The organism is Pseudocitrobacter faecalis, assembly GCF_965231525.1.
GTDB classification, from domain to species: Bacteria; Pseudomonadota; Gammaproteobacteria; order Enterobacterales; family Enterobacteriaceae; genus Pseudocitrobacter; species Pseudocitrobacter faecalis.
This window is the reverse complement of sequence record NZ_CBDDNJ010000002.1, coordinates 4,304,791-4,327,387: the sequence shown is the minus strand read 5'-3', so window position 1 is coordinate 4,327,387 and position 22,597 is coordinate 4,304,791. Positions and strand designations below refer to the sequence as shown.

18 protein-coding genes, 2 tRNA genes and 2 rRNA genes are annotated in these 22,597 nt (G+C 53.7%); 14 read left to right on the top strand and 8 right to left on the bottom strand.

All coding sequences use genetic code 11. The annotated features are described in order from the left end of the window. The first annotated feature begins 107 nt into the window (after positions 1-107). From ACOXYR_RS20955 to ACOXYR_RS20940, 4 genes are all read left to right on the top strand, one after another. A 23S ribosomal RNA gene (locus ACOXYR_RS20955) occupies positions 108-3,012 on the top strand. A 97-nt stretch (positions 3,013-3,109) separates the two neighbouring features. Further along, positions 3,110-3,225: ribosomal RNA gene (gene rrf, locus ACOXYR_RS20950) — 5S ribosomal RNA — on the top strand. A gap of 193 nt (positions 3,226-3,418) precedes the next feature. Next, positions 3,419-3,495, top strand: a tRNA-Asp gene (locus ACOXYR_RS20945). Between the two features lie 53 nt (positions 3,496-3,548). Beyond that, positions 3,549-3,624 (top strand) — tRNA-Trp (locus ACOXYR_RS20940). A 92-nt stretch (positions 3,625-3,716) separates the two neighbouring features. Here ACOXYR_RS20940 and hdfR read toward each other — a convergent pair. Beyond that, positions 3,717-4,568 carry an HTH-type transcriptional regulator HdfR gene (gene hdfR, locus ACOXYR_RS20935; RefSeq protein WP_373300421.1) on the bottom strand — a complete coding sequence of 284 codons (852 nt, stop codon included), beginning with the start codon at positions 4,566-4,568 and terminating at the stop codon, positions 3,717-3,719. 88 nt (positions 4,569-4,656) lie between these two features. Between hdfR and ACOXYR_RS20930 the strand changes: the two genes are divergently transcribed. Further along, entirely contained in the window at positions 4,657-4,995 is a 339-nt protein-coding gene (locus ACOXYR_RS20930) for a MaoP family protein (RefSeq protein ID WP_108476939.1), read from the top strand. A gap of 25 nt (positions 4,996-5,020) precedes the next feature. Here the strand turns inward: ACOXYR_RS20930 and ACOXYR_RS20925 are convergent, their stop codons facing one another. Further along, positions 5,021-6,541: a YifB family Mg chelatase-like AAA ATPase gene (locus tag ACOXYR_RS20925; protein WP_421356205.1), complete on the bottom strand. Its 1,521-nt coding sequence runs from the start codon at positions 6,539-6,541 to the stop codon at positions 5,021-5,023. A gap of 352 nt (positions 6,542-6,893) precedes the next feature. Here ACOXYR_RS20925 and ilvL point away from each other — a divergent pair, with 352 nt between their 5' ends. The 7 genes from ilvL to ACOXYR_RS20890 all read left to right on the top strand — a co-directional run bounded on the left by ilvL (position 6,894) and on the right by ACOXYR_RS20890 (position 13,896). Next, the gene (ilvL, locus tag ACOXYR_RS20920) at positions 6,894-6,992 is read left to right on the top strand and encodes an ilv operon leader peptide (protein WP_015966468.1); all 99 of its coding nucleotides are present in this window, start codon (positions 6,894-6,896) and stop codon (positions 6,990-6,992) included. A 139-nt stretch (positions 6,993-7,131) separates the two neighbouring features. Continuing rightward, complete coding sequence (gene ilvG / locus ACOXYR_RS20915; protein ID WP_113859169.1) at positions 7,132-8,778, top strand: acetolactate synthase 2 catalytic subunit; 1,647 nt, start codon at positions 7,132-7,134, stop codon at positions 8,776-8,778. Beyond that, on the top strand, positions 8,775-9,038 hold the full coding sequence (ilvM, locus tag ACOXYR_RS20910) for an acetolactate synthase 2 small subunit (RefSeq protein ID WP_108476936.1): 264 nt from the start codon (positions 8,775-8,777) through the stop codon (positions 9,036-9,038). Before ilvG ends, ilvM begins: the two co-directional genes overlap by 4 nt. A gap of 17 nt (positions 9,039-9,055) precedes the next feature. Then, complete coding sequence (locus ACOXYR_RS20905) at positions 9,056-9,985, top strand: branched-chain amino acid transaminase (protein ID WP_113859168.1); 930 nt, start codon at positions 9,056-9,058, stop codon at positions 9,983-9,985. Between the two features lie 62 nt (positions 9,986-10,047). After that, positions 10,048-11,898 carry a dihydroxy-acid dehydratase gene (gene ilvD, locus ACOXYR_RS20900; RefSeq protein ID WP_421356206.1) on the top strand — a complete coding sequence of 617 codons (1,851 nt, stop codon included), beginning with the start codon at positions 10,048-10,050 and terminating at the stop codon, positions 11,896-11,898. Between the two features lie 2 nt (positions 11,899-11,900). After that, on the top strand, positions 11,901-13,445 hold the full coding sequence (gene ilvA / locus ACOXYR_RS20895) for a threonine ammonia-lyase, biosynthetic (RefSeq protein ID WP_350435820.1): 1,545 nt from the start codon (positions 11,901-11,903) through the stop codon (positions 13,443-13,445). Between the two features lie 166 nt (positions 13,446-13,611). Continuing rightward, positions 13,612-13,896 carry a YceK/YidQ family lipoprotein gene (locus tag ACOXYR_RS20890; RefSeq protein ID WP_108476943.1) on the top strand — a complete coding sequence of 95 codons (285 nt, stop codon included), beginning with the start codon at positions 13,612-13,614 and terminating at the stop codon, positions 13,894-13,896. 16 nt (positions 13,897-13,912) lie between these two features. Here ACOXYR_RS20890 and ACOXYR_RS20885 read toward each other — a convergent pair whose 3' ends face one another. Continuing rightward, positions 13,913-14,299, bottom strand: coding sequence for a hypothetical protein (locus ACOXYR_RS20885; protein ID WP_421356207.1), 387 nt, complete (start codon positions 14,297-14,299; stop codon positions 13,913-13,915). Positions 14,300-14,313: 14 nt separating this feature from the next. After that, positions 14,314-15,201 carry an HTH-type transcriptional activator IlvY gene (gene ilvY / locus ACOXYR_RS20880; RefSeq protein WP_108476933.1) on the bottom strand — a complete coding sequence of 296 codons (888 nt, stop codon included), beginning with the start codon at positions 15,199-15,201 and terminating at the stop codon, positions 14,314-14,316. Between the two features lie 151 nt (positions 15,202-15,352). Here ilvY and ilvC point away from each other — a divergent pair, with 151 nt between their 5' ends. Beyond that, complete coding sequence (ilvC, locus tag ACOXYR_RS20875) at positions 15,353-16,828, top strand: ketol-acid reductoisomerase (RefSeq protein ID WP_113859165.1); 1,476 nt, start codon at positions 15,353-15,355, stop codon at positions 16,826-16,828. Between the two features lie 119 nt (positions 16,829-16,947). Here the strand turns inward: ilvC and ppiC (ACOXYR_RS20870) are convergent, their stop codons facing one another. Together ppiC (ACOXYR_RS20870) and ppiC (ACOXYR_RS20865) are read right to left on the bottom strand one after the other, a co-directional pair. Beyond that, the gene (ppiC, locus tag ACOXYR_RS20870; RefSeq protein ID WP_108476931.1) at positions 16,948-17,229 is read right to left on the bottom strand and encodes a peptidylprolyl isomerase PpiC; all 282 of its coding nucleotides are present in this window, start codon (positions 17,227-17,229) and stop codon (positions 16,948-16,950) included. Positions 17,230-17,278: 49 nt separating this feature from the next. After that, positions 17,279-17,560, bottom strand: a complete 282-nt coding sequence (ppiC, locus tag ACOXYR_RS20865) for a peptidylprolyl isomerase PpiC (protein ID WP_015966459.1) — start codon at positions 17,558-17,560, stop codon at positions 17,279-17,281. 112 nt (positions 17,561-17,672) lie between these two features. Here ppiC (ACOXYR_RS20865) and rep point away from each other — a divergent pair, with 112 nt between their 5' ends. Further along, positions 17,673-19,694: a DNA helicase Rep gene (gene rep / locus ACOXYR_RS20860; protein WP_108476929.1), complete on the top strand. Its 2,022-nt coding sequence runs from the start codon at positions 17,673-17,675 to the stop codon at positions 19,692-19,694. A gap of 95 nt (positions 19,695-19,789) precedes the next feature. Here rep and gppA read toward each other — a convergent pair whose 3' ends face one another. Together gppA and rhlB are read right to left on the bottom strand one after the other, a co-directional pair. Next, positions 19,790-21,274, bottom strand: a complete 1,485-nt coding sequence (gene gppA / locus ACOXYR_RS20855; protein WP_421356208.1) for a guanosine-5'-triphosphate,3'-diphosphate diphosphatase — start codon at positions 21,272-21,274, stop codon at positions 19,790-19,792. A 6-nt stretch (positions 21,275-21,280) separates the two neighbouring features. Further along, positions 21,281-22,546 (bottom strand): ATP-dependent RNA helicase RhlB, encoded by a 1,266-nt coding sequence (gene rhlB / locus ACOXYR_RS20850; protein WP_015966456.1) that lies wholly within the window; start codon positions 22,544-22,546, stop codon positions 21,281-21,283. Between the last annotated feature and the right edge of the window lie 51 nt (positions 22,547-22,597).

The following is a 22,597-nucleotide window of genomic DNA, read 5'->3' as shown; positions in this document are numbered from 1 at the left end:
AAAATCTGGATCAAGCTGAAAATTGAAACGACACACTGTTAAGTGTGTTCGAGTCTCTCAAATTTTCGCAACACGGTGGTGTTTTACGAAACATCTTCGGGTTGTGAGGTTAAGCGACTAAGCGTACACGGTGGATGCCCTGGCAGTCAGAGGCGATGAAGGACGTGCTAATCTGCGATAAGCGTCGGTAAGGTGATATGAACCGTTATAACCGGCGATTTCCGAATGGGGAAACCCAGTGTGTTTCGACACACTATCATTACGTGAATACATAGCGTAATGAAGCGAACCGGGGGAACTGAAACATCTAAGTACCCCGAGGAAAAGAAATCAACCGAGATTCCCCCAGTAGCGGCGAGCGAACGGGGAGCAGCCCAGAGTCTGAATCAGCATGTGTGTTAGTGGAACGGTCTGGAAAGTCCGACGGTACAGGGTGATAGTCCCGTACACCAAAATGCATATGCTGTGAACTCGAAGAGTAGGGCGGGACACGTGGTATCCTGTCTGAATATGGGGGGACCATCCTCCAAGGCTAAATACTCCTGACTGACCGATAGTGAACCAGTACCGTGAGGGAAAGGCGAAAAGAACCCCGGCGAGGGGAGTGAAAAAGAACCTGAAACCGTGTACGTACAAGCAGTGGGAGCCTACTTGTTAGGTGACTGCGTACCTTTTGTATAATGGGTCAGCGACTTATATTCTGTAGCAAGGTTAACCGAATAGGGGAGCCGAAGGGAAACCGAGTCTTAACTGGGCGTTAAGTTGCAGGGTATAGACCCGAAACCCGGTGATCTAGCCATGGGCAGGTTGAAGGTTGGGTAACACTAACTGGAGGACCGAACCGACTAATGTTGAAAAATTAGCGGATGACTTGTGGCTGGGGGTGAAAGGCCAATCAAACCGGGAGATAGCTGGTTCTCCCCGAAAGCTATTTAGGTAGCGCCTCGTGAACTCATCTTCGGGGGTAGAGCACTGTTTCGGCTAGGGGGTCATCCCGACTTACCAACCCGATGCAAACTGCGAATACCGAAGAATGTTATCACGGGAGACACACGGCGGGTGCTAACGTCCGTCGTGAAGAGGGAAACAACCCAGACCGCCAGCTAAGGTCCCAAAGTCACAGTTAAGTGGGAAACGATGTGGGAAGGCTCAGACAGCCAGGATGTTGGCTTAGAAGCAGCCATCATTTAAAGAAAGCGTAATAGCTCACTGGTCGAGTCGGCCTGCGCGGAAGATGTAACGGGGCTAAACTGTGCACCGAAGCTGCGGCAGCGACACTAAGTGTTGTTGGGTAGGGGAGCGTTCTGTAAGCCGTTGAAGGTGTGTCGTGAGGCATGCTGGAGGTATCAGAAGTGCGAATGCTGACATAAGTAACGATAATGCGGGTGAAAAACCCGCACGCCGGAAGACCAAGGGTTCCTGTCCAACGTTAATCGGGGCAGGGTGAGTCGACCCCTAAGGCGAGGCCGAAAGGCGTAGTCGATGGGAAACAGGTTAATATTCCTGTACTTGGTGTTACTGCGAAGGGGGGACGGAGAAGGCTATGTTGGCCGGGCGACGGTTGTCCCGGTTTAAGCGTGTAGGTTTGCAGACCAGGTAAATCCGGTCTGCTTCAAGACTGAGACGTGATGACGAGGCACTACGGTGCTGAAGTGACAAATGCCCTGCTTCCAGGAAAAGCCTCTAAGCATCAGGTAACATCGAATCGTACCCCAAACCGACACAGGTGGTCAGGTAGAGAATACCAAGGCGCTTGAGAGAACTCGGGTGAAGGAACTAGGCAAAATGGTGCCGTAACTTCGGGAGAAGGCACGCTGATATGTAGGTGAAGTGATTTACTCATGGAGCTGAAATCAGTCGAAGATACCAGCTGGCTGCAACTGTTTATTAAAAACACAGCACTGTGCAAACACGAAAGTGGACGTATACGGTGTGACGCCTGCCCGGTGCCGGAAGGTTAATTGATGGGGTTAGCTGTAAGGCGAAGCTCTTGATCGAAGCCCCGGTAAACGGCGGCCGTAACTATAACGGTCCTAAGGTAGCGAAATTCCTTGTCGGGTAAGTTCCGACCTGCACGAATGGCGTAATGATGGCCAGGCTGTCTCCACCCGAGACTCAGTGAAATTGAACTCGCTGTGAAGATGCAGTGTACCCGCGGCAAGACGGAAAGACCCCGTGAACCTTTACTATAGCTTGACACTGAACATTGAGCCTTGATGTGTAGGATAGGTGGGAGGCTTTGAAGTGTGGACGCCAGTCTGCATGGAGCCAACCTTGAAATACCACCCTTTAATGTTTGATGTTCTAACGTAGACCCGTAATCCGGGTTGCGGACAGTGTCTGGTGGGTAGTTTGACTGGGGCGGTCTCCTCCCAAAGAGTAACGGAGGAGCACGAAGGTTAGCTAATCCTGGTCGGACATCAGGAGGTTAGTGCAATGGCATAAGCTAGCTTGACTGCGAGCGTGACGGCGCAAGCAGGTGCGAAAGCAGGTCATAGTGATCCGGTGGTTCTGAATGGAAGGGCCATCGCTCAACGGATAAAAGGTACTCCGGGGATAACAGGCTGATACCGCCCAAGAGTTCATATCGACGGCGGTGTTTGGCACCTCGATGTCGGCTCATCACATCCTGGGGCTGAAGTAGGTCCCAAGGGTATGGCTGTTCGCCATTTAAAGTGGTACGCGAGCTGGGTTTAGAACGTCGTGAGACAGTTCGGTCCCTATCTGCCGTGGGCGCTGGAGAATTGAGGGGGCTGCTCCTAGTACGAGAGGACCGGAGTGGACGCATCACTGGTGTTCGGGTTGTCATGCCAATGGCATTGCCCGGTAGCTACATGCGGAAGAGATAAGTGCTGAAAGCATCTAAGCACGAAACTTGCCCCGAGATGAGTTCTCCCTGAGACTTTAAGTCTCCTGAAGGAACGTTGAAGACGACGACGTTGATAGGCTGGGTGTGTAAGTGCAGCGATGCATTGAGCTAACCAGTACTAATGAACCGTGAGGCTTAACCTTACAACGCCGAAGGTGTTTTGGCGAAGAGACATCGAGAAGTAAGCCTGATAACAGATTAGATTAACCGGCAATAAGCGGGTTAATACAACAGAATTTGCCTGGCGGCAGTAGCGCGGTGGTCCCACCTGACCCCATGCCGAACTCAGAAGTGAAACGCCGTAGCGCCGATGGTAGTGTGGGGTCTCCCCATGCGAGAGTAGGGAACTGCCAGGCATCAAATTAAGAAGTATGGCACTGACCTTTGAGGCAGTTCGCTACTCGATAAGAGAGTAGGACAAAAGCGAAAGCTTTTGAACGTTGCGAAGCAACGGCCCAAAGGGTGAATCACAAAGTGATTCATAAACTGCCAGGCATCAAATTGCAGTAAACCGGGATGAAAATCCGGGTAGTGACAAAGAAATTCGGTGGAGCGGTAGTTCAGTCGGTTAGAATACCTGCCTGTCACGCAGGGGGTCGCGGGTTCGAGTCCCGTCCGTTCCGCCACTTATTAAAAAATTAAGCCTGCTTCATTAGCAGGCTTAATGATAAGAAACTTTAGGGGCGTAGCTCAGTTGGTAGAGCACCGGTCTCCAAAACCGGGTGTCGCGAGTTCGAGTCTCTCCGCCCCTGCCATATATAATCCTTTGCTGATGCAAAGGATTTTTTTTTGCCTGAAACTCAGCGAAGTGACATCTCGCGATCCCACTCCTTTCTTTAAAACATACCTAAATCAAAACGTTATTTTTCAGAATATCGCGTATTTGCGCTTGTTTATCGCTGTTCTGTAACCAAATGGCGTATAACGGGCGAGAAAGCGTCGCGCTATCCGCAACCGTATGTAGCCCACCTTTCTCTTTTGCCCACGCGGTAGGTAACCAGGTGCAACCTTTCAGCGGCTCCAGTTGCTGTCTTGCCAAATCAGCTGAACTGGTGGTCAATAGCGGAACGTCATCGTGCGCGATCAGGCCAGCTTCATGTTGCTGAAAATCCGGGCCCCATTCCAAACGCAAATAGTTGAGCTCTGCTTTCTCACTGAAGGGCGATGCACAGAAAAGCGCGAGTGTGAAGTTTCCCAATAGCTGGCTACTAAATTCATCCATCTTGGGGGCTTCTGTCGTGATGAGCAGATCAAGTTGCCGCTCATGAAGTTGTTTTACCAGCGACTGACGCTGGGCAATGCGTGCCTCAAATTGAAGATTATCAAACGATTGATAGAGTCTCCCGAGCCAGCTATTTAGCATGCATTCCCACAGAGACGCGCTGGCACCTATTGAGAATTCATTGTGCCGCGAGGTATGGGCGACCTCTTTTCGCGCCGCCTGCCAGGTATTCATCAGCGTTTCTGCATAGGGCAGAAGTTTTTCGCCTGCGGCGGTCAGACGAATATTGTTGCGATGTCGGGTGAAGAGATTGACGCCCAACTGATTTTCCAACTGACGGATGCGAAAACTAACCGCAGATTGCGTCAAATAGAGGGCTTCCGCAGCGCGCCCGAAGTGACGAGTTCTGCTCACTTCGAGGAAAGTTTTTAGCAATTCCGTATCCACAGCTTTCTCCGCAAAATTATTTGTCGTAATGATTTAAATCTTTTGTTTTACACTCTGTCAAGCGTAACTAATACTCCGCGCCATAAATAGCTCGGCCAAAGAATTAGGAGCGTGTAGGATGGCGGAAAGCTTTACGACGACTAATCGTTTTTTCGACAATAAAAATTATCCACGCGGGTTCTCTCGTCATGGTGATTTCACCATCAAAGAGGCTCAACTGCTTGAACGTTGTGGCTATGCCTTTAACGAACTCGATCTCGGTAAACGTGAACCGGCTACCGATGAAGAGAAGCAGTTTGTTGCGGTGTGCCGTGGCGAGCGTGAGCCAGCGACCGAAGCTGAACGCGTATGGAACAAATATGTGACGCGTATTAAACGTCCTAAACGTTTTCACACGCTGTCTGGTGGGAAGCCGCAGGTGGAAGGCGCTGAAGACTACACTGAAAGCGACGACTAACAGGAAAGGGGCTTCGGCCCCTTTTTTAATGCAGCAGCTTTTGCAGATGAATCAACACCCGATCAATACCCCGATAACTCAGCGCTTCCTGTAAATGATGACGCGCAATCGTGTCTACCCCTTCAAGATCGGCAATCGTTCGCGATACTTTCAATAAGCGCTGCCAGGCGCGTATTGATAACCCCAGCGTGGTGAGCGTTTGCTCCAGCCATAGCGCATCTTCATCACACAGCGCACAGAAACGACGAATATCACTACTACCAAGCCTGGCGTTAAGCTGTCCCTGCCGATGATACTGACGCGCCTGGGCTTCGATTACACGCGCCTGCACGTAATGGCTGTTTTCTTCCTCATGACGCGCCTGACTCAATATTCCTGGTGGAGGCAACGGTATCTCAAGGGAAAGATCAAAACGGTCCAGAAACGGACCCGATAGACGCCCCAGATAACGCAGCGTCTGCTCTGGCGTACAGCGATTGTGATTTCCCTGATAATGCCCGGTAGGGCTTGGATTCATAGCTGCAATCAATTGAAAGCGCGCCGGATAGGTAATTTTCGCCCTTGTTCGCGAAATATGAATCTGCCCCGACTCAATAGGTTCGCGCAGGGCATCCAGTACCCGCCGTTCAAACTCCGGAAGCTCATCGAGAAACAGAACACCGTTATGCGCCAGTGAGATCTCGCCTGGCCCCGGAATAGATCCGCCACCCACCATGGCGGTTAACGATGCGCTGTGATGTGGAGCCCGAAAAGGGCGTTGACGCCACTGCTTCTGTACGTTGCTGGCATTCTCCAGACTAATAATTGCCGCCGTTTCCAGCGCCTCCTGATCGTTAAGCGGAGGCAGCAGACCGCGCAGTCGAGAGGCGAGCATCGTTTTACCGGTTCCCGGTGGGCCAATGAGCAAAAGATTGTGGCCACCCGCAGCGGTAACCTCCAGCGCACGTTTTCCCTGGTGTTGGCCGATGACGTCACTTAAGTCCTCGCAGAGCAGAGGCATTGGCGTTGTATCAGGTTGCGCCGTGCGTAGTTCGTGTTTTCCTTCAAGAAAGGCGCACACCTCCTGCAAATGGCTGGCGATATAGCATTCACTGCCACCCAGTAAGCCAACCTGCGCAGCATCATCTTCGGCTACCACAATCTGCCGACCGGCTTTATCCGCCTCAATTGCTGCTGAAATCGCGCCGGGAATGCCGCGTAGTGCACCTGTAAGCGCAAGTTCGCCCACAAACTCGTATTGACCCAGCTTCTGTGGATTGAGCTGCTCAGAGGCCGCCAGAAGCGCGAGAGCGATAGGTAAATCATATCGCCCCCCTTCCTTCGGCAGATCGGCCGGTGCCAGGTTAACCGTGATTTTCTTAGCCGGATACTCATAACCGCTGTTGATAATTGCGCTACGAACGCGGTCGCGCGCTTCTTTTACGGTCGTTTCCGGCAGGCCCACCATGGTGAGGCCTGGCAACCCCTGACTAATGTGAACTTCAACGGTAATGAGCGGGGCGGTGACGCCAAGCGCCGCGCGCGTGTAGACAACGGATAGTGACATAATGCCTCCTGATGTGCGGCATTATGCGCGCCCTTTTTATATGAATAACTAGCGAGTTTTTACTTTTACGGCGACGATTCAAACATATCGCCACTGTTTCAAGAGATTTCAATAAAATCAGAATGCGTCTCGCATTTCCCGCAGCCCGACCATTCCCGCAGGCGCAAGAGGATTGAAAATGCTCAACAGGTGAAAAAAATTCAATTCATATTTTTTTTCATATAAAACAATTATCTTGCACAAGATCTGCAGCATGATGCATATCACAGTAATAAAAAAAACTTGTGCTGTTCTAAACGTCTGTGGTAACTCTGTAGGCATTCCTTCGAACAAGATGCAAGAATAGACAACAATGAAAGCCCTTCTACGAGTGATTAGCCTGGTCGTGATTAGCGTGGTGGTGATTATTATCCCACCGTGCGGGGCTGCACTTGGACGAGGAAAGGCTTAGAAATCAAGCCTTAACGAACTAAGACCCCCGCACCGAAAGGTCCGGGGGTTTTTTTATGACTTAAAAACAATAGCGAGGAGCAGATTATGAGTTGTAGCACAAAATCCTGTTTCTCCCGATCTACGGCGGGGAACTAACTATGAATGGGGCACAATGGGTAGTACATGCGTTGCGGGCACAAGGAGTCGAGACAGTTTTCGGTTATCCAGGTGGCGCAATTATGCCGGTTTACGATGCATTGTATGACGGCGGCGTGGAGCACCTTTTGTGTCGACACGAGCAGGGTGCGGCGATGGCGGCAATTGGTTATGCACGTGCCACCGGTAAAACCGGCGTCTGCATCGCGACATCGGGCCCTGGTGCCACCAACCTGATAACTGGCCTCGCTGATGCCCTGCTGGATTCTGTTCCGGTTGTGGCGATCACCGGCCAGGTGGCTTCTCCGTTCATCGGAACGGATGCGTTTCAGGAAGTGGACGTTCTCGGTTTATCACTTTCCTGCACCAAACATAGTTTCCTGGTGCAGTCGCTGGAAGAGTTGCCGCGCGTGATGGCAGAAGCATTCCAGGTGGCAAACTCAGGCCGTCCGGGCCCCGTTCTGGTTGATATTCCGAAAGATATTCAGGTGGCGCAGGGCGATCTGGAACCGCACTTTTCCACCGTCGCCAGCGAAGACGCCTTCCCACACGCCGACGCTGATGTCGCTCGCCAGATGCTGGCGCAGGCGCACAAGCCGATGCTGTATGTGGGCGGCGGCGTTGGGATGGCACAGGCGGTTCCTGCGTTACGCGAATTTATCGCCGTTACCCAGATGCCAGCGACTTGCACGTTGAAAGGCCTCGGCGCGGTTGATGCCGATTATCCGTATTACCTCGGTATGTTGGGGATGCACGGCACCAAAGCCGCGAACCTGGCGGTGCAGGAGTGTGACCTGCTGATCGCCGTTGGCGCGCGCTTTGATGATCGCGTGACTGGCAAGCTGAACACCTTCGCACCGCACGCCAAAGTGATTCACATGGATATCGACCCGGCGGAAATGAACAAACTGCGTCAGGCACACGTTGCCCTGCAGGGTGACCTCAATGCCTTACTGCCCGCGTTGCAACAATCTCTGTCGATTGATGGGTGGCGTCAGCACATTGCAGAACTGCGTGCCGAGCACGCCTGGCGTTACGATCACCCTGGCGAGGCTATCTATGCGCCGTTGCTGCTCAAACAACTTTCTGACCGCAAGCCTGCCGATAGCGTTGTCACTACCGATGTGGGTCAGCACCAGATGTGGTCTGCACAACACATGACCTACACCCGCCCGGAAAACTTTATCACTTCCAGCGGCTTAGGCACCATGGGCTTCGGCCTGCCGGCTGCGGTTGGCGCGCAGGTTGCCCGTCCGAACGACACGGTTATCTGTATCTCTGGCGATGGTTCTTTCATGATGAACGTTCAAGAGTTGGGCACCGTGAAGCGTAAGCAGCTGCCGCTGAAAATTGTTCTGCTGGATAACCAGCGTTTAGGCATGGTTCGCCAGTGGCAGCAGTTGTTCTTTCAGGAACGCTACAGCGAAACCACGCTTACCGATAACCCTGATTTTCTTACGCTGGCCAGTGCCTTTGGCATCCCTGGCCAGCACATCACCCGTAAAGACCAGGTTGAAGCGGCACTCGACACCCTGCTGGCAAGCGAAGGCCCGTACCTGCTTCATGTCTCAATAGACGAACTTGAGAACGTCTGGCCATTGGTACCGCCCGGTGCCAGTAATGCAGAAATGCTGGAGAAATTATCATGATGCAACATCAGCTCGCCGTGCAGGCTCGCTTCAATCCGGAAACGCTGGAACGTGTGTTACGTGTGGTTCGCCATCGTGGTTTTCAAATTTGCGCCATGAATATGGAAGCGGCCACCGATGCACAGAATATAAATATCGAATTGACCGTTGCCAGTCCCCGCCCGGTCGAATTACTGTTTAGCCAGTTAAGTAAACTGGTGGACGTTGCTTCTGTCGCCGTCCATCAGTGCCAGACAACATCACAACAAATTAGCGCCTGAGCGCAAAAGGAAGAAAAATGACGACGAAAAAAGCTGATTACATTTGGTTCAATGGTGAGATGGTTCCATGGGGTGAGGCGAAAGTTCACGTGATGTCCCATGCGTTGCACTACGGTACTTCCGTCTTCGAAGGTATCCGTTGCTACGACTCTCACAAAGGGCCAGTGGTGTTCCGCCATCGCGAACACATGCAGCGTCTGCATGACTCAGCCAAAATTTATCGCTTCCCGGTCTCTCAGAGCGTTGATGAATTAATGGAAGCCTGCCGCGCGGTGATCCGCAAAAACAATCTGACCAGCGCTTATATTCGTCCGCTGGTCTTTGTTGGCGACGTCGGTATGGGTGTGAACCCGCCGGATGGCTACAAAACTGACGTGATTATTGCCGCGTTCCCGTGGGGCGCATATCTGGGCGCAGAAGCGTTGGACCAGGGTATTGATGCGATGGTCTCTTCCTGGAACCGCGTTGCGCCGAACACCATCCCGACCGCTGCGAAAGCGGGTGGCAACTATCTCTCTTCCCTGTTGGTGGGGAGCGAAGCGCGTCGCCACGGTTATCAGGAAGGCATCGCGCTGGACGTAAATGGCTATATCTCTGAGGGCGCGGGCGAAAACCTGTTTGAAGTGAAGGATGGCATCCTGTTCACGCCGCCGTTCACCTCTTCCGCGCTGCCGGGTATCACCCGTGATGCCATTATCAAGCTGGCGAAAGATCTCGATATCGACGTTCGCGAGCAGGTGCTGTCGCGCGAATCTCTGTACCTGGCGGATGAAGTATTCATGTCTGGTACAGCAGCGGAAATCACGCCTGTACGCAGCGTCGACGGTATCCAGGTAGGCGCAGGCCGCTGTGGCCCGGTTACCAAACGTATTCAGCAAGCATTCTTTGGCCTCTTCACCGGTGAAACCGAGGATAAATGGGGCTGGTTGGATCAGGTTAATAACTAACAAAGAAAGGGGACGGCACGCACCGTCCCTTTTATTAGACAGACACTGGGAGTAAATAAAGCATGCCTAAGTATCGTTCCGCTACCACCACCCATGGCCGTAATATGGCGGGTGCCCGCGCACTGTGGCGCGCCACCGGGATGACAGACGCCGATTTCGGTAAGCCGATTATTGCGGTTGTAAACTCGTTTACCCAGTTCGTGCCGGGCCACGTACACCTGCGCGATCTCGGTAAACTGGTTGCTGAACAGATTGAAGCGGCAGGCGGCGTCGCCAAAGAGTTCAACACCATTGCGGTGGATGACGGTATCGCCATGGGCCACGGGGGCATGCTTTATTCACTGCCGTCTCGCGAGCTGATCGCTGACTCCGTTGAATATATGGTGAACGCCCACTGCGCCGATGCGATGGTCTGTATCTCCAACTGCGACAAAATCACCCCAGGGATGCTGATGGCTTCCCTGCGCCTGAACATCCCGGTCATCTTTGTTTCCGGCGGCCCGATGGAAGCAGGGAAAACCAAGCTTTCCGATCAGATAATTAAACTCGATCTGGTTGATGCGATGATTCAGGGGGCAGATCCGAAAGTTTCTGATTCCCAAAGCGATCAGGTTGAACGTTCCGCCTGCCCAACCTGCGGCTCCTGTTCCGGGATGTTCACCGCCAACTCCATGAACTGCCTGACCGAAGCGCTGGGCCTGTCTCAGCCGGGCAACGGCTCACTGCTGGCAACCCACGCCGATCGTAAGCAGCTGTTTCTCAATGCCGGTAAACGCATTGTTGAACTGACTAAACGCTATTACGAGCAGGAAGATGCATCCGCACTGCCGCGCAATATTGCCAGTAAAGCAGCGTTTGAAAACGCCATGACGCTGGACATCGCGATGGGTGGCTCAACTAACACCGTTCTCCACCTGCTGGCGGCAGCACAGGAAGCGGAAATCGACTTCACCATGAGTGATATCGATAAACTTTCCCGCAAGGTACCGCAGCTGTGTAAAGTCGCGCCGAGTACCCAGAAATACCATATGGAAGATGTGCACCGGGCAGGTGGCGTTCTGGGGATTCTGGGTGAGCTCGATCGCGCTAACTTATTGAATCGCGATGTGAAAAACGTGCTGGGCCTGACGTTGCCGCAAACCCTTGAGCAGTATGACATTGTTGTTACCCAGGATGACGCGGTAAAAAATATGTTCCGCGCCGGCCCTGCAGGCATTCGTACCACTCAGGCATTCTCGCAGGATTGCCGCTGGGATACGCTGGACGACGATCGCGCAAACGGCTGTATCCGCTCGCTGGAACACGCCTACAGCAAAGACGGTGGCCTTGCGGTGCTTTACGGTAACTTCGCGGAAAACGGCTGCATCGTGAAAACGGCGGGCGTGGATGACAGCATCCTCAAATTCACCGGCCCGGCGAAAGTGTACGAAAGCCAGGACGACGCGGTAGAAGCGATTCTTGGTGGTAAAGTTGTCGCAGGGGATGTTGTAGTGATCCGCTATGAAGGCCCGAAAGGCGGCCCTGGGATGCAGGAAATGCTCTATCCAACCAGCTTCCTGAAATCGATGGGCCTCGGCAAAGCCTGTGCGCTGATCACCGATGGACGCTTCTCCGGCGGCACCTCTGGCCTTTCCATCGGTCACGTCTCACCGGAAGCGGCCAGCGGCGGCAGCATTGGCCTGATTGAAGACGGCGACCTGATTGCCATCGACATTCCGAACCGAGGTATTCAGTTGCAGGTAAGCGATGCCGAACTGGCGGCGCGTCGTGAAGCGCAGGAAGCTCGCGGCGATAAAGCCTGGACGCCGAAAAACCGTGAACGTCAGGTCTCCTTTGCGCTGCGCGCTTACGCCAGCCTGGCGACCAGCGCCGATAAAGGCGCGGTGCGCGATAAATCGAAACTGGGGGGTTAATGATGGCAGACTCACAACCCCTGTCCGGCGCCCCGGAAGGCGCCGAATATTTAAGAGCGGTGCTACGCGCGCCGGTTTACGAAGCGGCGCAGGTTACGCCGCTACAGAAAATGGAAAAGCTGTCGTCGCGCCTTAATAACGTCATTCTGGTGAAGCGCGAAGACCGCCAGCCGGTGCACAGCTTCAAGCTGCGCGGTGCATACGCGATGATGGCGGGGCTGACGGAAGAACAAAAAGCGCACGGCGTGATCACCGCCTCTGCGGGTAATCATGCGCAGGGCGTCGCGTTTTCCTCCGCGCGGCTAGGCGTGAAGGCGCTCATCGTCATGCCAACCGCCACCGCTGATATTAAAGTGGATGCGGTACGCGGCTTCGGCGGTGAAGTGCTGCTCCATGGCGCGAACTTCGATGAAGCGAAAGCCAAAGCGATTGAATTGTCTCAGCAGCAGGGCTTCACCTGGGTGCCGCCGTTCGATCATCCAATGGTGATCGCCGGGCAGGGCACGCTGGCGCTGGAATTGCTCCAGCAGGACGCCCATCTCGACCGCGTATTTGTGCCGGTCGGCGGCGGTGGTCTGGCGGCGGGTGTCGCGGTGCTGATCAAACAACTGATGCCGCAAATAAAAGTGATCGCGGTCGAAGCGGAAGACTCCGCTTGCCTGAAAGCGGCGTTGGATGCTGGGCATCCCGTAGACCTGCCTCGCGTGGGGCTGTTCGCTGAAGGTGTCGCGGTAAAACGTATCGGCGATGAGACCTTCCGTCTGTGTCAGGAGTATCTCGACGACATCATCACCGTTGATAGCGATGCCATCTGCGCGGCGATGAAAGACCTGTTCGAAGATGTGCGTGCAGTGGCGGAACCCTCCGGTGCGCTGGCGCTGGCGGGAATGAAAAAATATATCGCCCAGCACAACATTCATGGCGAACGGCTGGCGCATATTCTTTCCGGTGCTAACGTGAACTTCCACGGCCTGCGTTATGTCTCGGAACGCTGCGAACTGGGCGAACAGCGTGAAGCATTGCTGGCGGTGACCATCCCGGAAGAGAAGGGTAGCTTCCTCAAATTCTGCCAGTTGCTTGGCGGGCGTTCAGTCACCGAGTTCAACTACCGCTTTGCCGATGCGAAAAACGCCTGCATCTTTGTCGGCGTGCGTTTAAGTCGCGGCCTCGAAGAGCGCAAAGAGATTTTGCAGATGCTCAACGATGGTGGCTACAGCGTGGTCGATCTTTCCGACGACGAAATGGCGAAGCTACACGTGCGCTATATGGTCGGCGGACGTCCATCGCATCCGTTGCAGGAGCGCCTCTACAGCTTCGAATTCCCGGAATCACCGGGTGCGCTGCTGCGCTTCCTCAACACGCTGGGTACGCACTGGAATATCTCATTGTTCCACTATCGCAGTCATGGCACCGACTACGGGCGTGTACTGGCAGCGTTCGAGCTTGGCGATCATGAACCGGATTTCGAAACCCGGCTGAATGAGCTGGGCTACGATTGCCATGACGAAACCAATAACCCGGCGTTCAGGTTCTTTTTGGCGGGTTAATTGAGTTGGTGGCCGGAAGTCAGGTCCGTTTCCGGTCATTTTTCAAATTCGCATAGACGTCTTATTGGTTGGTGCAATAATTCTCAGGCTGTCATGGAGAGGCTAAAGCTGGTGAACCCGGCATAAATGTCAAATGCTCAAAGTGTTATTAATCAGGGAAGTTGAGATGAAATTTGCATCAGTTATTTTTATGCTAACTTTTTTGCTTAGCGGTTGCGGTAGTATTATCTCGAGGGTGGCGGGGGAGCGTTACACTTATTATCATGGCACACAGTTCGATGCAGAGAGTGTTAATTTCGATAAGCCTCTTTCGCTTACTTTATTGCTGGATTTACCATTTTCTCTTGTCGCTGACACCCTGCTTGTTCCGGTTGATTTAATTTATTCACCATACTGCGGTATGCTTGCCGCCCACGATCCCGCTTATCCAAAACCGGGATGTGGGCAATAATAAACTCGCGGAAGAATCATTTGACTAAACTACGGGCATAGTTATCCAGCTTCTCCGACTCATAAAAGCTCATACACTGCTCCATTATGTTATTCGCATCCTTTGCGCTATCGGGATATAGCGCAAGGGTGAGGGTGCCGAATCCCTTCGTCTCTTTGGCGACAAATTTCCGGAAAGTATTCCACTTGCCAGCATTATCTAAAGCATACCTTTCAGGCAGAAATGAACGGTCATGAGCGGGAGCAGAAAAGGATTCAGCTGGCGTACGTTCACGGTAATGAGACGTTAAACACTCCTTCAAGGCCAGATGCTTCACATCCTGAACGGTGATTCCTTTCGGTTTGGCTTGTGCGCTGCAACTTACCGCTAAAACCAGAGATACTATCCATATTTTTGTTTTCATTACATTTTCCTCAGTTAGTCAGGCAAGTTCTTCCAGAACGCCTCAATCAGCGGCTCATGCAGCCGCTTTTTTTGTACGCAAACGCCCAGCTCGAACGGTGTTTTCTCATCGCTGCGCTCCAGAATCATTACGCGGTTGCGCACCGGCTCCGGACTGTTTTCCAGCACCACTTCTGGCAGCAGCGCCACGCCGCAGCCGAGCGCCACCATCGACACCATTGCTTCATGCCCACCGACCGTGGCGTAAATCATCGGGTTACTGATTTTGTTACGTCGAAACCACAACTCAATGCGGCGGCGCACCGGCCCTTGATCGGCCATGATAAACGGCACCGTTGACCAGTCGGGCTTTTCGACTGATACCTGATTACGCACCGGACAGGGCAGCGCAGGCGCGATCAACACCACCGCCAGATTCTCCAGCATCGAAAACGCCACCGCGCCGGGCAAGGTTTCCGGTTTCCCGGCAATCGCCAGATCTGCTTCGCCCGTGACCACCTTTTCCATTGCATCGGCCGCATCGCCGGTGGTGAGTTTAATCTCTACGGAAGGGTGTTCCGCGCGGAAGCGATCGAGAATCGGTGGCAGATGGCTGTAAGCGGCGGTTACCGAACAGAAGATATGTAACTCGCCCGAGAGCGACGGCCCCTGCTGGTCAATAGTGTGGCGCAGTTGCTGATACTGCAACAAGGTTTGCTGGGCGAAAACGCGTAGCTCTTCCCCCGCTTCGGTCAGTGTCACCGTACGGTTATCTCGTACAAAAAGCGCCTGACCGAGATCGTCTTCCAGGCGCTGAATCTGCCGGGAAAGCGTAGACGGACTGACGTGCATCGCCCGCGCGCTGCGGCCAAAATGGCGGCTTTCGGCCAGATGCAGGAAGGTTTTCAGATCGCGTAAATCCACAGGCGTTACCCTCGATTTTGACGTTGCAGAAATTGCAATGTGACGTTGTGAATATATCAATTTCCGCAATAAATTTCCTGTTGTAATGTGGTGACATTCTCGCTCAACAGCGAACCGAACAATAAGAAGCACAACATCACGAGGAATCACCATGGCTAACTACTTCAATACACTGAACCTGCGCCAGCAACTGGCACAGCTGGGCAAATGTCGCTTTATGGGCCGCGACGAATTCGCTGACGGCGCGAGCTACCTTCAGGGTAAAAAAGTAGTCATCGTCGGCTGTGGCGCACAGGGTCTGAACCAGGGCCTGAACATGCGTGATTCCGGTCTGGACATCTCTTATGCCCTGCGTAAAGAAGCGATCGCTGAGAAGCGCGCGTCCTGGCGTAAAGCGACCGACAACGGTTTCAAAGTGGGCACTTACGAAGAGTTGATCCCGCAGGCGGATCTGGTGGTTAACCTGACGCCGGACAAGCAGCACTCCGACGTGGTGCGTTCCGTTCAGCCGCTGATGAAAGACGGCGCGGCGCTGGGCTACTCTCACGGTTTTAACATCGTAGAAGTGGGTGAGCAGATCCGTAAAGACATCACCGTAGTGATGGTTGCGCCGAAATGCCCGGGCACCGAAGTGCGTGAAGAGTACAAACGTGGGTTCGGCGTACCGACGCTGATCGCCGTTCACCCGGAAAACGATCCGAAAGGCGAAGGCATGGCGATTGCTAAAGCCTGGGCTGCTGCAACCGGCGGTCACCGTGCAGGTGTGCTGGAATCTTCATTCGTTGCGGAAGTGAAATCTGACCTGATGGGCGAGCAAACCATCCTCTGCGGTATGTTGCAGGCCGGTTCTCTGCTGTGCTTTGACAAGCTGGTGGAAGAAGGCACCGACCCGGCTTATGCCGAAAAGCTGATTCAGTTCGGCTGGGAAACCATCACCGAAGCCCTGAAGCAGGGCGGTATCACCCTGATGATGGACAGGCTCTCTAACCCGGCGAAACTGCGTGCTTACGCACTGTCAGAGCAACTGAAAGAGATCATGGCGCCGCTGTTCCAGAAGCATATGGATGACATCATCTCCGGCGAATTCTCCTCCGGCATGATGGCAGACTGGGCCAACGATGATAAGAAACTGCTGACCTGGCGTGAAGAGACCGGTAAAACCGCGTTCGAAACCGCGCCGCAGTATGAAGGTAAAATCAGCGAGCAGGAGTACTTCGATAAAGGCGTACTGATGATCGCAATGGTAAAAGCAGGCGTTGAGCTGGCGTTTGAAACTATGGTTGATTCCGGCATCATCGAAGAATCTGCATACTATGAATCACTGCACGAACTGCCGCTGATTGCCAACACCATCGCCCGTAAGCGTCTGTACGAAATGAACGTGGTTATCTCTGATACCGCTGAATACGGTAACTATCTGTTCTCTTACGCTTGTGTGCCGCTGCTGAAATCGTTCATGACTGAAATCCAACCGGGCGATCTGGGCAAAGCGATTGCCGAAGGTGCTGTTGATAACGCACAACTTCGCGATGTGAACGAAGCGATTCGTAGCCATGCGATTGAGAAAGTCGGGCAGAAACTGCGTGGCTATATGACGGATATGAAACGTATTGCGGTTGCGGGATAACTGAGCGCTGATGCCCTCACCCCGACCCTCTCCCACAGGGAGAGGGTGAAAACCGCACACATTTAACTTTTTCACCATCCGTTCCCTCTCCCAGCGGGAGAGGGTTAGGGTGAGGGGCCTCAGTTACGGTACAACACCTTAATGATGTGATAACCGAACTGGGTGTGCAGCGGGCCAGTCGGCTCCAGCACCGGGCAGGAGAACACCACTTTATCGAACGCCGGAACCATCTGCCCCTGGCGGAATTCCCCTAAATCGCCACCGCGTTTGCCTGATGGGCAAATGGAGTGTTTCTTCGCCAGCTTGCCAAAGTCGGCGCCGTTTTTAATCTGCTCCAGAAGATCCAGAGCGGTTTTCTCATCTTTAACCAGGATATGCAGTGCTGCTGCTGTTTTTGCCATGATATGCGCCTTCGAAAGGGGTCAATAAGGCTGGCGATTTTAGCATGCGTTATCGGCGATATAACACCTTGATGATGTGATAGCCAAATTTGGTTTTCACCGGCCCGTAGGGTTTCAACAATGGACAACTGAAGACGGCATCATCGAACGGTTTTACCATCATGCCTTGTTTGAATTCCCCTAAATCGCCGCCATTGCGCCCGGATGGGCAGCTCGAATAGCGTTTTGCCAGATGGTCGAAGCTGACGCCACGATCCAGTTTGGCGAGGATCTCGAGGGCGAGTTTTTCTGTTTTGACCAGAATATGCAGGGCTGCGGCGCTCTTTGCCATGGCGGGTTTCTCATCGTGTTGTACTGTTCAACACTTTACCATTCGGCGGGTAAATCTCTGCGCAACTTTCTGCTACAATCCTCCCCCCGTTCGAAGATTGAGCAATACTCCTATGCGTCTAAACCCCGGCCAACAACACGCTGTCGAATTCGTTACCGGCCCCTGCCTGGTGCTGGCGGGCGCGGGTTCCGGTAAGACTCGCGTGATCACCAATAAAATCGCCCATCTGATCCACCAGTGTGGTTACCAGGCGCGACACATTGCCGCAGTTACCTTTACCAATAAAGCGGCGCGTGAGATGAAAGAGCGTGTCGCGCAGACGCTTGGGCGCAAAGAAGCACGCGGCCTGATGATTTCGACCTTCCATACCTTGGGGCTGGATATCATCAAGCGCGAATATGCTGCTCTCGGGATGAAATCCAACTTCTCTCTCTTTGACGATACGGATCAGGTGGCCTTGCTCAAGGATCTGACCGAGGGGCTGATCGAAGACGATAAAGTGCAGCTGCAACAGCTGATCTCGACGATCTCTAACTGGAAAAACGATCTGAAATCGCCTGCACAAGCGGCAGCGAGCGCGAAAGGCGAGCGGGATCGTATTTTTGCCCATTGCTATGGCCTGTACGATGCGCACATGAAAGCGTGCAATGTCCTCGACTTCGATGACCTGATTTTGCTGCCGACGCTGCTACTGCAACGTAATGAAGAGGTGCGCGAGCGCTGGCAGAACAAGATTCGCTACTTGCTGGTGGATGAATATCAGGACACCAACACCAGCCAGTATGAACTGGTGAAGTTGCTGGTGGGGCAACGGGCGCGTTTTACTGTAGTGGGTGATGATGATCAGTCGATTTACTCCTGGCGCGGCGCGCGTCCGCAAAACCTGGTGTTGTTGAGTCAGGATTTCCCGGCCCTTCAGGTTATTAAGCTTGAGCAGAATTACCGTTCCTCGGGGCGCATCCTGAAAGCGGCGAATATCCTGATCGCCAATAACCCGCACGTTTTTGAAAAACGTCTCTTTTCTGAGCTGGGCTACGGGAAAGAGCTTAAGGTGCTGAGCGCCAACAATGAAGAACACGAAGCCGAGCGCGTGACCGGTGAGCTGATCGCCCATCACTTCGTGAACAAAACGCAGTATAAGGATTACGCGATTCTTTATCGCGGTAACCATCAGTCGCGAGTGTTCGAAAAATTCCTGATGCAGAACCGCATCCCTTACAAAATTTCCGGCGGCACGTCGTTTTTCTCGCGTCCGGAAATTAAAGACCTACTGGCATATCTGCGCGTGCTGACCAACCCGGACGACGATAGCGCGTTCCTGCGTATCGTCAACACGCCGAAGCGTGAAATCGGCGCGGCGACGATGCAAAAGCTGGGCGAGTGGGCGATGACCCGCAACAAAAGCCTGTTTGCCGCCAGCTTTGATATGGGCCTGACGCAAACGCTCACCGGGCGTGGGTACGAATCTCTCACCCGATTCACCCACTGGCTTAGCGAAGTGCAGCGTCTGTCCGAACGTGAACCCGTTGCGGCAGTGCGCGATCTGATTCATGGCATTGATTACGAGTCCTGGCTGTTTGAAACCTCCGCCAGCCCGAAAGCCGCCGAGATGCGGATGAAAAACGTCAACACGCTGTTTGGCTGGATGACGGAAATGCTCGAAGGCAGTGAAATCGACGAACCGATGACCCTGACGCAGGTGGTTACCCGCTTTACCCTGCGCGATATGATGGAACGGGGGGAAAGCGAGGAGGAGCTGGATCAGGTGCAATTGATGACGCTGCACGCGTCCAAAGGCCTGGAGTTCCCGTATGTGTTCCTGGTGGGGATGGAAGAGGGGTTATTGCCGCACCAGAGCAGCATCGATGAAGATAATGTCGATGAAGAGCGCCGTCTGGCCTACGTCGGCATTACCCGTGCGCAGAAGGAGCTAATCTTCACGCTGTGCAAAGAGCGCCGGCAGTACGGCGAACTGGTGCGCCCGGAGCCAAGCCGCTTTTTACTGGAACTTCCGCAGGATGATTTACAGTGGGAGCAGGAGCGGAAGGTGGTGAGCGCCGAAGAGCGAATGCAGAAAGGGCAGAGCCATCTGGCGAATCTGAAAGCGATGATGGCGGCAAAACGCGGCCAATAAAACAGTGCCGGGGAGCGGCCTCGCCTTACCCGGCCTGATAGAGCAAAAATTCTCTGAAGGTCGGATAAGCGAAGCGCCATCCGACATGCGCTTTTTTACTGCACGATCAACGGCCAGTGCACATAACTCTGCCACTGACATTCTTGATCAACAATCTCTTTACCCAGCGGATGATGCGCCAGCCAGCCCTCAGGCAGTTTCAACGTTAATGCCTCTTCGTTGGCTGTAATCGTGATTTGCGGCAAAAGATCGTCACGGCGGCGGTTGGCAAAGATAATCGCCAGGCGTAGCAGGCGACACAGATGCTCGGCCACGCGTGGCGGCACCGCATTTTGCTGATGCAGTGAAGAGAGATCGATGGCGTTAGTTTGGTTAAGCAGCAGTGTTGCCAGCAGTTTTTTCTGCGCGGGCGTAAAGCCTGGCAAATCAAGATTACGTACAAGATACGCCGCATGTGCTGGCGCTTGTTTGAAATCGACGCTCAAACCAATTTCATGAAGATGGCACGCGCTTAGCAGCAGTTCGCGGCTTAATGGCTCAATATCCCACTGTTTTTCAACCTGATCGGCAAAGTGAGACGCCAGTTGTGACACGCGTGCTGCCTGTTCGGTATCAACAATAAACCGGCGCTGTACATTGCGCAGCGTGCGGCTGCGGATGTCTTCGTCAACTGCCAGATGGAGCATACCGTAAACCAGGCCTTCGCGCAGGGCGCCACCGGCCAGCGTCATGCACTGGATATTCAGCTCAGTGAAAATGGCGATCAAAATCGCCAGACCGCTCGGGAACACTAACGCGCGTTCCAGCGTCAGGCCTTCGATTTCCAGCTCTTCCAGACGTCCACACTGAATCGCGCGCTGTTTTAACTGCTGAAGTTTGGCAAGCGTAATGCGCTCGTCCATCCCCTGCGCCATCATGATTTCCTGCAACGCCTGAACTGTGCCGGATGCCCCGACGCAGACTTTCCAGCCATGCGCGCGCAGCTCATCAGCGACCGGACGCAGCACATCACGCGCGGCTTTCTCCGCTTCGTCGAAGTTTTCCTGCGCCAGATTACGATCGGTAAAGAAACGCTCCAGCCAGGTGACACAGCCCATCGACAGGCTGAACAGTGAGGTAGTTTGCGCCCCTTTTCCCGTGACCAGCTCGGTACTGGCTCCGCCGATATCCACGACCAGACGACGATCGTCGCCGCCCGTAGTGTGCGCAACACCCTGATAAATCAGGCGCGCTTCTTCTTCACCGCGAATGACCTGCACCGGGCAGCCAAGAATCTCCTGCGCTTTATCGAGGAAATCTTGCGCATTCACAGCCAGACGAAGTGTTGCGGTCGCGACGACACGAATTTGCGGTTGGGGAATATCCTGTAAACGTTCGGCAAACAGGCGCAGGCATTGCCACCCGCGCTCCATCGCTTCTACCGATAGGATATTATCGCCGCTTAACCCCGCAGCCAGACGGACTTTGCGCTTGATGCGCGTCAGCGTCTGAATACTTCCAGCCACCTCACGAACAACCAGCATATGGAAACTATTGGAACCAAGGTCTATAGCTGCATACAGCGAGGTGGAACTGGGCATATTCTTTTAACCTGAACGACGACGATTACGTGGCGCGCCAGAACGGCGTGGACCATTGCCCTGACGCACACGCGTCAGACGTAACGGTTTCGGCAGATCGGTTAACAGCGCATCGGGATTGTACTTACTAACCGGAATGGAGTGACCGATATAGGTCTCAATCGCCGGCAGATTCAGCGCGTACTCTTCACAGGCGAGGCTGATAGAGTGACCGCGTGCGCCCGCGCGGCCGGTACGGCCAATACGGTGAACGTAGTCTTCACAGTCGTCCGGAAGATCGTAGTTAAAGACGTGCGTAACGGCAGGAATATGCAGACCGCGCGCGGCAACGTCAGTCGCAACCAGAATATCGAGGTCGCCACGGGTAAATTCTTCGAGAATACGCAGACGTTTTTTCTGCGCCACGTCGCCGGTCAGCAGACCTACGCGATGGCCATCTGCCGCCAGGCTACCCCAGATATCTTCGCAACGGTGCTTGGTGTTGGCGAAGATAATGGTGCGATCTGGCCACTCTTCTTCTAACAGCGTTTGCAGTAAGCGCATTTTTTCTTCGTTAGACGGATAGAAGAGCTCTTCTTTAATACGATGGCCCGTTTTCTGCTCAGGCTCGACTTCAACGTATTCGGCGTTGTTCATCTGTTCGAACGCCAGTTCGCGAACACGGTAAGAAAGGGTGGCAGAGAACAGCATGTTCAGGCGCTGGTTTGCCGGCGGCATACGACGGAACAGCCAGCGGATATCTTTAATGAAGCCCAGATCGTACATGCGATCGGCTTCGTCCAGCACAACAACCTGAATTGCCGCGAGATTAATATGGTTTTGCTTCGCGTAATCGATCAGACGGCCAGTGGTACCGATAAGAATATCGACGCCGCTTTCCAGCACTTTCAGCTGTTTATCGTAGCCGTCGCCGCCGTAAGCCAGCCCCAGTTTCAGACCCGTTGCCTGAGCCAGCGGCTCGGCATCGGCGTGAATCTGCACGGCGAGCTCACGCGTCGGCGCCATGATCAGCGCGCGCGGTTGGTTCACCTGGCGGTCAGCAATTGCCGGGTGAGAAAGAAGATAATGAAACGTTGACGTCAGGAACGCCATCGTTTTCCCGGTACCGGTTTGCGCCTGCCCGGCAACGTCACGACCCGCCAGCGTCAGCGGGAGTGCGAGAGCCTGAATGGGCGTACAATTATGAAACCCTTTAGTTTCAAGGGCTTCAATCACCTTCGGGTGCAGGGCGAAGTCGGAAAACTTCTGTTCTGTTAAATGTGTTTTGCTCATAGTGTGGTAGAATATCAGCTTACTATTGCATTAAGAAAGCGTATCCGGTGA

Coding starts and splice junctions, on each gene's coding strand:
- ACOXYR_RS20885 (WP_421356207.1), bottom strand. CDS start 14,299: ATGAAAACAAAAATATGGATAGTATCTCTGGTTTTAGCGGTAAGTTGC.
- rhlB (WP_015966456.1), bottom strand. CDS start 22,546: ATGAGCAAAACACATTTAACAGAACAGAAGTTTTCCGACTTCGCCCTG.
- ACOXYR_RS20890 (WP_108476943.1), top strand. CDS start 13,612: ATGAAATTTGCATCAGTTATTTTTATGCTAACTTTTTTGCTTAGCGGT.
- rep (WP_108476929.1), top strand. CDS start 17,673: ATGCGTCTAAACCCCGGCCAACAACACGCTGTCGAATTCGTTACCGGC.
- ilvC (WP_113859165.1), top strand. CDS start 15,353: ATGGCTAACTACTTCAATACACTGAACCTGCGCCAGCAACTGGCACAG.
- ACOXYR_RS20905 (WP_113859168.1), top strand. CDS start 9,056: ATGACGACGAAAAAAGCTGATTACATTTGGTTCAATGGTGAGATGGTT.
- ACOXYR_RS20930 (WP_108476939.1), top strand. CDS start 4,657: ATGGCGGAAAGCTTTACGACGACTAATCGTTTTTTCGACAATAAAAAT.
- ilvA (WP_350435820.1), top strand. CDS start 11,901: ATGGCAGACTCACAACCCCTGTCCGGCGCCCCGGAAGGCGCCGAATAT.
- ilvM (WP_108476936.1), top strand. CDS start 8,775: ATGATGCAACATCAGCTCGCCGTGCAGGCTCGCTTCAATCCGGAAACG.
- ilvL (WP_015966468.1), top strand. CDS start 6,894: ATGAAAGCCCTTCTACGAGTGATTAGCCTGGTCGTGATTAGCGTGGTG.
- ACOXYR_RS20925 (WP_421356205.1), bottom strand. CDS start 6,541: ATGTCACTATCCGTTGTCTACACGCGCGCGGCGCTTGGCGTCACCGCC.
- ppiC (WP_108476931.1), bottom strand. CDS start 17,229: ATGGCAAAAACAGCAGCAGCACTGCATATCCTGGTTAAAGATGAGAAA.
- ppiC (WP_015966459.1), bottom strand. CDS start 17,560: ATGGCAAAGAGCGCCGCAGCCCTGCATATTCTGGTCAAAACAGAAAAA.
- ilvG (WP_113859169.1), top strand. CDS start 7,132: ATGAATGGGGCACAATGGGTAGTACATGCGTTGCGGGCACAAGGAGTC.
- ilvD (WP_421356206.1), top strand. CDS start 10,048: ATGCCTAAGTATCGTTCCGCTACCACCACCCATGGCCGTAATATGGCG.
- gppA (WP_421356208.1), bottom strand. CDS start 21,274: ATGCCCAGTTCCACCTCGCTGTATGCAGCTATAGACCTTGGTTCCAAT.